Source organism: Nocardioides sp. (assembly GCF_016462705.1).
Lineage (GTDB): Bacteria > Actinomycetota > Actinomycetes > Propionibacteriales > Nocardioidaceae > Nocardioides.
Genome location: NZ_JAEMSS010000004.1, coordinates 1 through 12,424, shown reverse-complemented (window position 1 = coordinate 12,424; position 12,424 = coordinate 1). Strand labels below are relative to the sequence as shown.

The following is a 12,424-nucleotide window of genomic DNA, read 5'->3' as shown; positions in this document are numbered from 1 at the left end:
CAATGGCCTGATGGCCAGGGAGCAGGGGCGCAAGATGATCGCGCAGAACAAGAAGGCGCGGCACGACTACCTCATCGAGGACGTCTACGAGGCCGGCCTGGTCCTCCAGGGCACCGAGGTCAAGTCGCTGCGCCAGGGCCGGGCGTCGCTGGTGGACGGGTTCGTCGACATCGACCGCGGCGAGGCCTGGCTGCACGGCGTCCACATCCCGGAGTACTCCCAGGGGACCTGGACCAACCACTCCGCGCGCCGCAAGCGCAAGCTGCTCCTCAACCGCGACGAGATCGACAAGATCGAGCGGCGGGTCAACGAGAAGGGGCTCACCGTCGTGCCCCTCTCCCTCTACTTCCTCGACGGCAGGGCCAAGGTCGAGATCGCCCTCGCCAAGGGCAAGAAGTCCTGGGACAAGCGGCACTCGCTGGCCGAGCGCCAGGCCAACCGGGAGATCGAGCAGGCCGTCGGCCGCCGGGCCAAGGGCATGGGTGACTGAGCTCGGCGGCGACGTCGCACCGGTCCGCGCGTTCTGGGAGCAGCTCGGCCTGCCGGGCCTCGTGGACGTGCACGTGCACTTCCTGCCGCCCAACATCCAGCGGGCGGTCTACGCCCAGTTCGACGAGGCCGGACCCAAGATCGGCCGGGAGTGGCCGATCCGCTACCGGGTCAGCCACAGCGCCCGGGTCGCGCTGCTGCGCGAGATGGGCGTCCGCCGCTTCTCGACGCTGCCCTACGCGCACAAGCCCGGCGTGGCGACCTATCTCAACGCCTGGTCCTGGGAGTTCGCGGCCGGGATCCCCGAGGTCATCTGGTCGGGCACCTTCTACCCGGAGCCCGACGCGGCGGCGTACGTCGCCGACCTGGTCGACGCCGGGGTGCAGGTCTTCAAGCTGCACCTCCAGGTGGGCGAGTTCCACCTGGACGACCCGCAGCTCGACCGGGTCTGGGGTGTCCTCGAGGACGCCGGCGTCCCCGTCGTGGTGCACGCCGGGTCGGGGCCGGTCGGCAACGCCTACACGGGGCCCGGCTCGACCTCCCGGGTGCTCCGCCGGCACCCGCGGCTGCGGCTGGTGGTGGCGCACATGGGAGCCCCCGAGGTGGCCGAGTTCCTGGCCCTGACCGAGACCTTCGACGAGGTACGGCTGGACACGACGATGGTCTTCACCGACTTCTTCCCGCCCTACCCGCGCGAGCTGCTGCCCCGGCTGGCCGACCTCGGCGACCGGATCGTGCTCGGCACCGACTTCCCGACGATCCCCTACCCGTACGCGCACCAGCTGGAGAGCCTGGCGCGGCTCGACCTGGGCGACGACTGGCTGCGCCGGGTCTGCTGGGAGAACGGCGCGGCGCTGTTCGGCGTCAGCGGCTGACCGTCACCGGCCCGTCACCGGTCCGTCACCGGCCCGTCACTGGCAGGGGCTCACGGTGATCCCGCCGGCCCCGTCGGCGACGGCGCACGTGGCGGCGCCGTCCGCGTTCGTGAACCTGATCGGGCTCGCCTCTCCGTTGAGCGCGTCGGTCCCACCCACGAAGAGACTGGACCGGTCGACCGCGCCCAGGCCCCAGACCACCGGGCACTCCGAGGCCTCCGGCTGGTAGACGAGCGCCGCCTCCGCGTCGTCGCCGACCAGCGTCACCCCGACGACTTCGCCGTAGGGCTCCAGGCCGAGGTCCGTGGTCATCGGCTGGAACTCACCCTGCGCGGACGCGGCGGGGACGGCGGGGTCGGTGCCGCACCGGACGACGACGTTCCAGACCGACGGCGCCTCGGTGGTGCTCTCCGCCGTCACCACGAAGGGGCCACCGGTGCCGGTCGAGGCACGGCACGAGCCGAAGAGCGCGTCGGCCAGCACGCACTCGCGTCCGGCCATCTCGACGTCGAGCGGCGACGCCTCGCCGCCGCCCGCGGCGAACCTCCCGGGCTCCCCGAGCACCTGCGCCTGCGCGGCCGCCGGCGCCGGCTGGCTGGCGGACGGGGACGTCGACGGGGACGCCGGCTCGGACCCGGCACTCGCCACCGGGCCCGGATCCGCGGCGTCACCCGCCTCGTCATCTGCGTCTCCGCCGCACGCCCCGAGGACCCCCAGCAGGGCGATGACCGGGAACAAGCCAGCAGCCCTGCGGGTTCTCATGGAGCACAGCATGACGCCCGACCGCGTAGAGTGGGCGTTTCACAACTCAAGAGGGGCTGATCGGTTTCGACTTGGGACGTTAGTTCCAGGAGAAGCGGGTCGAGGAGCCAGCGACATCTCGTAAACGACCGCTGGAAAACACAACTGCCAACACCAATCGCAGTTCCTTCGCTCTCGCTGCCTGAGCAGTGATCGAAGCGTCAGACCGGGCACCTGTCTCCGTCCCGGATCCTGGCGTCATCTAGGAGACTTGCTTGTCACCCCCAGTCAGGAGGGGTGACCGGGACTCAAACCTGACTGAGTCCGTCGGCGACGTGTCAGTACGAGCGCCGGGGCTGAGAACACGCCAATACTGACTGCACCCGGAGAAGACCTGGTTCGACGCTCGAGGACGCGGGTTCGATTCCCGCCAGCTCCACGCAGCACGCATGACATGCACCCCTGAGCCGGCGCGCAGCGCCGGCGCGGGGGTGTTGTCACGTGCTAGCCACCGTCGCCTGCGCGCAGCACCTGCGCCAGGTTGGTGCGCCGCAGCCGGCGGCTCTGGCGCGTCGCCAGGACCAGTGCCGTGGCCAGCAGCGCCAGGACGGCGAGCCAGGTCCAGAGCGGTACGGCGAGCCGCGGGGTCTCGCTCTGACCGGTCACGTCCTCGAGCCCCAGGGTGCCGAAGGTCGCCCACGAGGTGAGGATGCCGACCACGACGCCGGTCAGCGCGCACACGAGGACGGGCGCCAGCAGCTCGCCGGCCAGCACGCGACGCAGGTCGGGCTCGGGAAGGCCCAGTGAGCGGAGCCGACCGAGTGCGGTGGCGCGGGCGGGGGCGTCGACAGCGGAGCCCAGCACCACGGCCAGTCCGGCCAGCAGCACCAGCAGCAGTGCGGCCGCTACGGCGAGGTTCACCTGCGCCTCGGACAGCGGGGCGTCGCGGAGCCTGGTGATCGCGGCGTCGTAGGTCTGGACCACGTCCCCCGGGTCGGCCTCGGCGGCCGAGCGCAGCGCGTCGGCCGCACCCGGTCCCACCGCCCAGATGGTGTCGGGCTCGGCGACCGCACCGGTGGCCGCGAACGCGCCGGCGTCGACCACGACCACGGGCTCGGTGCTGGCCTCGACCCGCGGCGCCTCGCCGACGACGTCGAGCGCCACCTCGTCCTGTCCCCACCGGACCTGGAGCCCGTTCTCCATGCCGCGCGGGCCCCCGAGCAGCAGTGCCGGCACGGGTGCGTCCTCGCCGCCGGTGTCGGTGAGTCGCTGCAGCTGGGGTGCGTCCGGCAGGTCGCTCGCGGCCAGCAGCCGCTCGTAGGCGCGGGCGTCGACCACCACCAGCCGCACGGTGGCGCCCGTGGACACCGAGGACACCAGCGTCTGGTCGGCGACCCGCGCCGCGACCGCCGCCCGCACACCCGGCGTGCCGTTGACCTCGGCGGCCCGGTCGAGGACCACGGGGCTCGGCGCCGTGCTGAGCTTCGCGTCGCCGCCGACGCTGAGCAGCGCGCCCGACTCCTGGCCGCGCTGCTGCGTCGCAGCCAGAGTGGTGTCGAGCACGAGCTGCGACACCGCGACGACCAGGACGACCAGGGGGAGCGCGCGGAGCCCGCCGACGGCGACCCGGGACGCCACCAGGAACGGCAACCGGCCCGCCGACCGGCCCGTCCGCCGCAGCAGCCACCGCACCAGCGGTGGCAGGACCCGGACCAGCGCCAGCGCCCCGGCGAGCGCCCAGAGGGTCGGGGTGCTGGCCGCGACGAGGTCGCCCGCGACCGGTCCACGCTGCCGCAGCGCGACGTACGCGAGGGCGGCCAGGCCGACGATCCCCGCCTCGAGCACCAGCCGGCCCACGTGCCGCCGACGGGCGGCGGCGCGTCGGGCGGCCCGGTTGGCGGGCACCCGCCGCACTCTCGTGACCCGGCCGGCCTCGACCGCGCCGAGCAGCGGCGCGGCCAGGACGGCCACCGCGGCGACGGGCAGCACCCAGCGGACGTCGGCCGACCCCAGCAGGACCGCTGTTGCCGCGACCCCGACCGTGGCTCCGGCCACCGCCACCAGGGCGGACTCGACGGCGAGCTCGGCACCGATGCCCACCAACGTCGCGCCCCGCTCGCGGGCGAGCGTGAGGGGGCCGGAGCGACGGCGCGCCAAGAGCCGGGCCGCGAGGACCACGGTGAGCGCGGCGGTGACGAGCAGTCCCACCAGCGGCACCTGCGCCCGGCCCCGCGCGCTGGCGACCTGGGCCGTGGCGTCGACCAGCACCCGGTCCAGGACGCTGTCCCACCCGGTCTGGCCGCTGTCCAGCCCGGGCACGACCTTGAGCGCGACCACCTCGCGCTCGAGGTCGGGCGCCTGCTCCCAGCGGACGCGCGTCGGCTCGGGGAGGAAGGCGATGAGCTCGGTCAGCTCGTCGGCCGCCACGGCGATCCGAAGATCGGGCAGCGCCTCCGGAGACACCAGAGCCGCCACCAGGGTGCGCTCGACGCCGTCGGAGAACCCGACGGCCGGGCTGAGCAGCTCACGCGCGACCTGCCACGCGGGGTCCTCCGGGTCGTCCGGCGCGTAGATGCCGCTGACCCGGACGTCGGCGGGTTGGCCGTACTGGTCGCGCATCGTGAGCCGGTCGCCCGGCTGGATGCCGAGCGCGCCCGCGACCCGCTCGGACAGACCGACCTGCACCGGCCACGGCGGGTCCTGCGGGGACAGCACCACGTCGTCTTCGCCGAGCCCGGCGCTCGACTGCGGCGCACCGCCGGCGACCCAGGTGACCGCCGGCGGTTCGGTGGGCGACTCGGCGTAGACCAGCCGGACGTCCCGCCTCGGACCCGGCCCGACGACGGTCAGCGCCGACGAGGTGAGCGAGTGGACGCTGGGACGCACCACCGACGCCAGCCCGTCAGGCAGCTCGTTGCCGGTGAACTCGACGTCCAGGTCGAACCGCTCGACGGCGCCGGGGTCACGGCGGCGGTCCCCGCGGGAGAGCGGCTGCGGCAGGGTCGCCACCACCGCGGCCCCGGGGCCGGCCTCGCGGACGCTGTGGGCCACCGCCTCGTCAGCGGTGCGCACGGTCAGCGGCCAGACCGCCGCGAGCAGTGCCGAGGCCAGCGCGACGACCAGGGCGGTGAGCGCCAGCAGCCCCCGGTCGGTCCGGATCCGCCCGAGCACCGTCGGCCAGTGGACCCGCACCCGTACGTGCCTCATGAGTCACCCACCCGAAGCCCGGCCCGGTCCGAGGCACGCACCTGACGCACGGTGACCGCCCAGGTCACCAAGCCGGCCCCGAGCACCGCACCGCCGATCACCAGCCCGGCCGTCACCCACGGCCAGTCCAGCACCGCGGCCGGCACCGGGGCCGCACCCAGGTCCGAGCGGACCATCAGCGGCCCGAGCGCCCATGACGTGCCCAGCCCGACCAGGAAGCCGAGGGTCGCCAACGGTGCCAGGAAAGCCGCGTGCTCGGTCAGCAGCAGCCGTCGTCCGGCGCGCCGGGGGAGGCCGATGGCACGGAGCCGGGCCAGCTCCAGCGACCGGCGTCGCTGGTCCGCGCCCGTGACCAGGGCGACGCCGGCCAGGAGCAGCACGACCGCGGCCGCCACCAGCGTGGTCAGGACGGTCGGCACCGTGACCTCGAACGGCCCTCGGGCCAGGTCGTCGGTCACGCCGGCTCGCGTCACCACCGCCCCCGGGGCGAGCTCGTCCAGCGCCCGCTCCGCCTGGGGCGTCGGGTCCGCGACCCACCACGCGTCCACGAACGGCTCCAGCTGACCGCCGGCGATCAGGCTGCGGGAGACGGCGTCGCCGTCGGCCAGCACCGCGGGACGGCCTGGCGCCGACGGAACGTCAGGCACCACCGCCACCACCTCCAGGGGCAGCCTGGCCGTGCTGAGGTCGCCCTCGAACGTGTCACCGATCCGGGCTCCGATCGCCCGGGCGAGGTCGTCGGACAGGGCCACCGGAACCTTCTCCGGCGCGGGGAACGACGTGACCAGCAGGTCCCCGCCGCCGTCGGCCAGCCTGCCGGTGTCCACCACCGCGCTGGCGCGCAGCAGGATGCCGTCCGCAGCCGGCTCGGCCGTGACGGACGGGCCCTGCACGGGGTCCCGGTCCTGGGGGTGGGCGTGCCAGGTGCTGCTCCCGTCCGTGCCGGTCAGGGTGACGCTGACCTGGAGGTCCGCCGCGGCGATCTGGCCCGGACCGGCCCGGCGCCCGTCCAGGTGCAGCGCCAGGGCCACCAGCCGCATCCCCTCGGCCGTCTCGCTCCAGGTCACGGGGTGGGCCTGGCCGTCGAGAGGGACGGGGCTGGTGGCGGTGATCGTGTGCCGCAGCCCGGTCGTGCCCTCCACCACCGCGGTGGCGGTCACCCTGATGGGCAGGGTGCTGGCCGCCCGACCCTGGATCGTGGTGGTCGAGCCCTGGGTGAGCGACGCTCCGGTGACGGCCGGGCCGGGGTCGAGCCGGGCGGCGACCTCGGCCCAGCTGCCGTCTTCGAGCCGGCCGCGGAGCAGCTCGCCGGCCACGGCGCTGTCGACCGCGACCAACGTGGGTGGCGGCGCGTCCGCCGTACCGCCGAGACGGCCGATGGTCACCGCCCGGTCGACGACCGCCGAGACGGCCGTGGACCGGCCCTCCACCGCGTCGAGCACGGCCGTCGCCTCGGCGCGGGTCGGCATCGTGCGCACCGCGAGGCTCAGGTCGGTGCCCACGCGCAGGTCCGCCTGGTCGACCTGTGACCGTTCCCAGGTCGTGCGGAGCCCGAGCCCGAACGCCGCCGCGGCGACGGCGGTCGCGATCAGCGCCATGGCCGTGCCCGGGTGCGGACGCCGGGCCGCCTGCTGGACGGCCAGCGGCAGCACCAGGACCGGCGAGCGGAGGGTCAGCCGGGACGCGGCGCGCAGCAGCACCGGCACGAGGCGGACCGCGACCAGGGTGGTGGCGACCACGAAGACCACCGGGGCGAGGGTGAGCGTGACGTCCCCCCGCCCGGTGGTGGTGTCCGGCTGGTCGCGCAGCTGCCACCAGGCGAGGCCGGCCACGGCCGTGGCTCCTCCGATCAGGGTCCAGTCCGCGTGGGTGCGGGCCAGCGCCCAGCGGCGCCGGGTGGCCTCGGTCGTGGTGCTGGTGTCGAGGGCGGTCAGCACCAGCACCGGGGCGAGCGCCAGGCTGCAGCCGAGCACGGTCAGGACCAGCCCGCCGGTGACGGCCGGCGCCTGGGCCAGCCCGGCCCCGGTCGGTCCGGCGAGGTGGGTGAGCCGCGAGTGCAGCAGCGCCGCGGCCGGCAGCGCGATCGCCGCCGCGGCCAGGGCCAGCAGGACCGCCTCGAACCCGGCCGCGACCAGCTGCTGGCGTGGGCTGGCCCCGAACGCCACCAGCAGCACCCGCTCCTCGTCGCGGACCGCGGCGACCAGCCGGCCGGCGAGCAGCAGGGCGGTCAGCGAGAGCATGGCCCCGAGCAGCACCGCGACCAGCACGAGCGAGCGGCTGGCGGCGCGCTGGGCCTCGACCCGCTGCAGGGTGTCCGGCAGCAGCGAGGTCACCCGGGTGAGCTGCACGCGGTCGGCGAGCTCGGCCCCGAGCCGGTCGCCGGCGCCGTCGTACTCCTCGACCGCGGCGGTCACGTTCTCGCGGTCGGCCAGGGCGACGTCCGGCCGGGCCGTCACCCGCATCCGCGCGGCCGCCGACCCGCTGGCCAGGAACGCCGCGTCCTCGACGACGAACGGTCCGTACGCCGGCGCGCTGGTCGAGCCCGCGCTGAAGTCCGGGTCCACCCCCGCACCGATGAGCGGGTCGCTCTCCCAGCCGAGGTCCGAGGCCGGCCGGAAGGTGCCGACGACCGTGAGGGTGATCGGGTCCGACAGGCCGTCCAGCCCGGTGGTCCCGCCGAGGCGGAGCTCGTCGCCGACAGAGACCTCGAGCAGCCGGGCCGCGGTCTCGTGCAGGGTCGTCTCGACCGGGCCACCGGTGCTCTCTGGCCACCGCCCCGAGAGCAGCTCGGCCCGGGGCGGGATCCCGTCCCCGGCCGAGAGGTAGCCGACCGCCGCGCCGCGGCCCACGAGGTCGCGCATCGGCGACGTCTCGACCACGGTGATCTCCGGGTCGAGCGGCCCGACGACCTCCCGGAGCTGGTCCGACGCGGCCTCGCGCACGTCCACGATGTCGTCGTTGCGGAGCAGGACCAGGAACGCGTCGACGTCGAACCCCCGGCTGTCCGGCTGCCCGCCGTCGTCCGAGCGGGGCTGGAGCTCGAGGTCGAAGGCCCGGTCCTGGGTCGGCCCGAGGAGCAGCGCGCACACGCCGAGCAGGGTGGCGGCGACCGTGACGAGCGCGACCACGGCCGCCACCAGCCGGTACTGCCCGAGAGCACGCCGCAGGACCAGGCTCAGCACGTCGCCGCCGTCACTCCTCGATGCGACCGTCGGCGATGGTGAGCACCCGGTCGGCCAGCGACATCATCACCGGGTCGTGCGTGGCGACGATCGCGGTCAGCCCCTCGGACTCGACGACTCCGCGCAGCAGCGCCATGATCGCGAGCCCGGTCTCGGCGTCCAGCTGGCCGGTCGGCTCGTCGGCGACCAGCAGCCGGGGCGAGCCGGCGAGGGCGCGGGCGATCGCCACCCGCTGCTGCTGACCGCCGGAGAGCTCGGCGGGTCGCTGCTGGGCGTGGTCGCGCAGCCCCACCAGGTCGAGCAGGAGGGCGACCCGCTCCTCGCGCTCGGCCACCGGCGTCCCACGCAGCCGGAGGGGGACGCCGACGTTCTCGGCCGCGGTGAGCGGCGGCATCAGCCCGAAGGTCTGGAAGATGTACGACACCGTCTCGCGCCGCAGCCGGCTCAGGCCCGCGTCGTCGAGCGCGGTGACCTCGGTGCCGTCGACCTGCACGGTGCCGGTGTCCGGCCGGTCGAGTCCGCCGACCATGTTGAGCAGCGTGGTCTTGCCGGAGCCGGAGCGACCCACGACCGCCACCATCTCTCCCGGCGCGACGTCGAAGGAGACGTCCCGCAGCGCGTGCACGGTGCCGGCACCGCTGCCGTAGGTGCGGGTCAGCCCACGTACCTCCACCATCACCTCCGCCGCCGACGACCCGCGGTGCCGACCCGGCGCGGGCCCGTCCGCGACGCTCACGGAGTCTCCCCCGCGTCGCGGTCGGAGCGGATCTGGACGTGGTCGTCGGCGAGGCCCAGCCGCACCCGCCGGCTCAGCGAGAGTGCCTCGCGGAACTCCCGGGGCACCTGCACGCGCCCGGTGCGGTCCATCACGGCGTACTCCTCGACCAGCGCGTCGTGAGCGTCGCTGTCGCGCAGCACCTCGCTGCTGGTGCGACCGTCGCGGATCGCCACGGTCCGGGCCACCTGCCCGCTGACCGCGCTGTCGTGGGTGACCACGACGACGGTCGCGCCGAGGTCGCGGTTCGCGGTGCGCAGCGCGGCGAAGACGTCCTGTGCGGTCTCGCTGTCCAGCTCGCCGGTGGGCTCGTCCGCGAGCAGCACCCGCGGCCGGTTGGCCATCGCGACGCCGATCGCGACCCGCTGCTGCTCGCCGCCGGACATCTGGTCGGGCCGCCGGTCGGCGCAGTGCGTGACGCCCAGTGCCTCCAGGAGCTGGGCGGCGCGCTCGGCGCGCACTCGACGCGGTGTCCCGGCGATGCTCATCGGCAGGTCGATCACCTGGGTCGCGGTGAGGTACGGGACCAGGTTGCGCGCGGCCTGCTGACGCACGAACCCGACCACGTCGCGCCGGTAGCGCACCCGCTCGGACCGCGACAGGTCCACCAGCTCGTGCCCGGCCACGCGGGCCCGGCCCGCGGTCGGGGCGTCCACGCCGGCCAGCACCTGGAGCAGCGTCGACTTCCCGGACCCGGAGGCGCCGACGATCGCGATCATCTCGCCGGCGTGCACCAGCAGGTCGAGGCCCTGGAGGGCTTGCACCTCGATGCCCTCGGTCTGGTAGATCCGCACCAGGTTGTCGCAGACCACCAGCGCGTCGTGCCCGTACTCCTGCTCGCGCTCGGGCGCGGACGGCAGTCTCAGCCCCCGACCCGCCACCGCGTCTCCCTCGTCCCGGCGCGACGCACGCGCCTGGGGACCTTACCCCGAGCGGTCGCCACGAGGGGCGCTCGTCAGCCGGTCGCGGAGCAGCTCGACCGGGTCGGAGCCGTCGCGGCGCGCCAGCGGGCCGGCACCCGTCGCCGGCGTCAGGACCCCGCCCTCCGGCCGCAGCCACTCGCGGACCGCCCACCGCTCCGAGATCGCCCAGCGGCCGGAGCGGAAGGTCATGTGGTCGACGTACCGCGCCCCCGTGGTGAAACCGGCGGGGGAGTCCGGCCCCGAGCCCCAGTGCACGGCGGTCAGGTACGTCTCGCTCAGCGCGTCGTCGCCGAACAGCTCGACCCGGTGGTTGCCGATCACGTGCATCGTCCCGGCGAGGTGCTCGGCGAGCTGCGGGAAGACCCAGGCCACGAACTCGTCCACCGTGCCGTCGAAGCCGGTGTGGTGGTCGATGCCGTCCTGGTGGTACGCCGAGCGCACGAGGTCCAGGTCCAGGCGGTCGATCCCCTGGCAGTAGCGCAGCACGACGTCGTGGATCTGCTGGCGGTCCCAGGCCGCGGTGCGCTCGTCGGGCATGCGCCGACAGTACGACCCGACGACGCGGGCCCGACGAGCGTGCTCACCGGCTCAGCATCTGCTGCTGCGGCTCCGTCTCGAGGCGGACCGGACGGTGGTCCTGCCCGAGCCAGACGAGGAACCGTCCTACCGGCATCGGCCGCGCGTGGAGGAAGCCTTGCGACCTGTCGCAGCCCATCGCCATCAGGACGTGCACCGTCGCCACGTCCTCGACGCCCTCGGCCACCACGTGCAGGCCGAGGCCGTGCGCCAGGTCCACGGTCCCGGCCACGATCGCGGCCGTCCGTGGATCGTGCACGAGCCGGGCGACGAAGCTGCGGTCGAGCTTCAGCTCGACCGCCTCCAGCTCGTTGAGGTAGGCCAGGGACGAGTAGCCGGTCCCGTAGTCGTCGATGCTGACGCTGGTCCCGCGCCGGGAGAGCTCGCGCAGCACCTGGAGAGAACGCTGGGGATCGGCCATCAGCGTGGTCTCGGTGACCTCCAGCTGCAGGTGGCGCGGATGCAGGTCGCCTGCGGACAGCGCCGCGTCGATGCGCGACAACAGCTCGGGACGGAGGCTGGAGGTGGAGACGTTGATCGAGACCGGGACGTCGTGGCCCGCGCGCACCCACCGCCCGGCGTCACTCGCGGCGCGGTGGAGGACCTGTTCGGTCATCTCCTGCATGAGGCCGTGCCGCTCGACGAGGTCGACGAACTCGCCGGGTCCCAACAGGCCGTGCTCGGGGTGCTGCCAGCGCACCAGTGCCTCGGCCCCGGCGACCGTCCCGGTCCGAAGGTCGATCTGCGGCTGGTAGTGCATGACGACGCCACCGGCTCGACCGTCGTGCTCCCGGGACAGCAGCTCTCTCAGCTCGGAGAGGCGACGGCGCTCGAGGCTCGCTCGCGCATCGGCGGCCGAGTCGTAGACGCTGATCCCGCGACCCGAGGTCTTGGCCTCGGCCAGTGCGGCGTCCGCCTGGCGGAGCAGCTCTCCCGGGTCGAGGTCACGAGGGCCGGGCCGGTGCAGCCCCAGTCCGGGTGTCGCAGCGACCTTCCGGGGCTGGATGTCGGCCGGCGAGGTCGCGGCCACTCCCACCGTGGCGTCGAGATAGATGGGGCCCGCGCTCGTCGCGACCGGCCTGGCCACGGCGGTGAGGACCTCGGTGGCGAACCGTCGTCCGTCCGCCAGCTGCCCAGCGGGCAGGATGGCGGCGAACTCGTCGCCGCCGAGCCGCCCGAGCACTCCCCCTACGGGCACCAGCTCCTTGAGCCGCACCGCGACGCTGCGCAGGACCTCGTCCCCCACGGCATGGCCGTACTGGTCGTTGACATCCTGGAACCGATCGAGATCGACGACCACCAGAGCAGCGCCGACGCCGCGGTTGCGGGCCGCCACCATCGCGAGCGACAGCGCGCGCCGGTTGGCGATGCCGGTCAGATGGTCCGTGCGTGCCTCGATCTTCGACTCGGCGAGCTCGGCGAGGGACGAGATCAGCTGCAGGAGGCGGGCACCGCCGGCGACCGCTCCCGCGACGGCCACCGTCACGCTCGCCCCGTTGGTCTCGCCCAGGAGGTCACCCAGAGCAAGTGCCACGATGGTCGCGCCGATGACGACGAGGGCACCGGTCAGCGGCGACTGGGACACGCCTGTGGGCGGGCGAACCGGTGCTGGGGTCATCAGGGAGCCGACCGACAGCACGATCGCCACGCCCACCC

The 12,424-nt window shown here is 74.5% G+C and carries 9 protein-coding genes and 1 other RNA gene; 3 read left to right on the top strand and 7 right to left on the bottom strand.

Translation table 11 applies throughout. The features are described 5' to 3' along the window. Positions 1–10 precede the first annotated feature (10 nt). On the top strand, positions 11–490 hold the full coding sequence (gene smpB, locus JHD21_RS00930; RefSeq protein ID WP_292670896.1) for an SsrA-binding protein SmpB: 480 nt from the start codon (positions 11–13) through the stop codon (positions 488–490). Then, the gene (locus JHD21_RS00925) at positions 483–1,364 is read left to right on the top strand and encodes an amidohydrolase family protein (RefSeq protein WP_292670894.1); all 882 of its coding nucleotides are present in this window, start codon (positions 483–485) and stop codon (positions 1,362–1,364) included. Before smpB ends, JHD21_RS00925 begins: the two co-directional genes overlap by 8 nt. A 36-nt stretch (positions 1,365–1,400) precedes the next feature. Here the strand turns inward: JHD21_RS00925 and JHD21_RS00920 are convergent, their stop codons facing one another. Continuing rightward, positions 1,401–2,126, bottom strand: a complete 726-nt coding sequence (locus JHD21_RS00920; protein ID WP_292670892.1) for a hypothetical protein — start codon at positions 2,124–2,126, stop codon at positions 1,401–1,403. A gap of 52 nt (positions 2,127–2,178) precedes the next feature. Between JHD21_RS00920 and ssrA the strand changes: the two genes are divergently transcribed. Then, positions 2,179–2,547: a transfer-messenger RNA gene (gene ssrA, locus JHD21_RS00915) on the top strand. Positions 2,548–2,609: 62 nt separating this feature from the next. Here the strand turns inward: ssrA and JHD21_RS00910 are convergent. The 6 genes from JHD21_RS00910 to JHD21_RS00885 all read right to left on the bottom strand — a co-directional run. Beyond that, complete coding sequence (locus JHD21_RS00910; RefSeq protein WP_292670891.1) at positions 2,610–5,312, bottom strand: FtsX-like permease family protein; 2,703 nt, start codon at positions 5,310–5,312, stop codon at positions 2,610–2,612. Continuing rightward, complete coding sequence (locus JHD21_RS00905; protein ID WP_292670889.1) at positions 5,309–8,494, bottom strand: ABC transporter permease; 3,186 nt, start codon at positions 8,492–8,494, stop codon at positions 5,309–5,311. Before JHD21_RS00905 ends, JHD21_RS00910 begins: the two co-directional genes overlap by 4 nt. Before the next feature lie 10 nt (positions 8,495–8,504). Beyond that, positions 8,505–9,230, bottom strand: coding sequence for an ABC transporter ATP-binding protein (locus JHD21_RS00900; protein ID WP_292670888.1), 726 nt, complete (start codon positions 9,228–9,230; stop codon positions 8,505–8,507). Further along, positions 9,227–10,150, bottom strand: coding sequence for an ABC transporter ATP-binding protein (locus tag JHD21_RS00895; protein ID WP_292670886.1), 924 nt, complete (start codon positions 10,148–10,150; stop codon positions 9,227–9,229). The genes JHD21_RS00900 and JHD21_RS00895 overlap by 4 nt, the downstream gene beginning before the upstream one ends. 42 nt (positions 10,151–10,192) lie before the next feature. Continuing rightward, a complete protein-coding gene (locus JHD21_RS00890; RefSeq protein WP_292670885.1) occupies positions 10,193–10,729 on the bottom strand; it encodes a nuclear transport factor 2 family protein in 537 nt (178 codons plus the stop codon). Between the two features lie 43 nt (positions 10,730–10,772). Beyond that, a partial coding sequence (locus JHD21_RS00885; protein WP_292670884.1) for a bifunctional diguanylate cyclase/phosphodiesterase occupies positions 10,773–12,424 on the bottom strand: 1,652 nt, incomplete at its 5' end.

What these genes read in the sequence shown, in the direction of transcription:
- smpB (WP_292670896.1), top strand. Translation starts at nt 11, where the DNA reads ATGGCCAGGGAGCAGGGGCGCAAGATGATCGCGCAGAACAAGAAGGCG.
- JHD21_RS00920 (WP_292670892.1), bottom strand. Translation starts at nt 2,126, where the DNA reads ATGAGAACCCGCAGGGCTGCTGGCTTGTTCCCGGTCATCGCCCTGCTG.
- JHD21_RS00910 (WP_292670891.1), bottom strand. Translation starts at nt 5,312, where the DNA reads ATGAGGCACGTACGGGTGCGGGTCCACTGGCCGACGGTGCTCGGGCGG.
- JHD21_RS00890 (WP_292670885.1), bottom strand. Translation starts at nt 10,729, where the DNA reads ATGCCCGACGAGCGCACCGCGGCCTGGGACCGCCAGCAGATCCACGAC.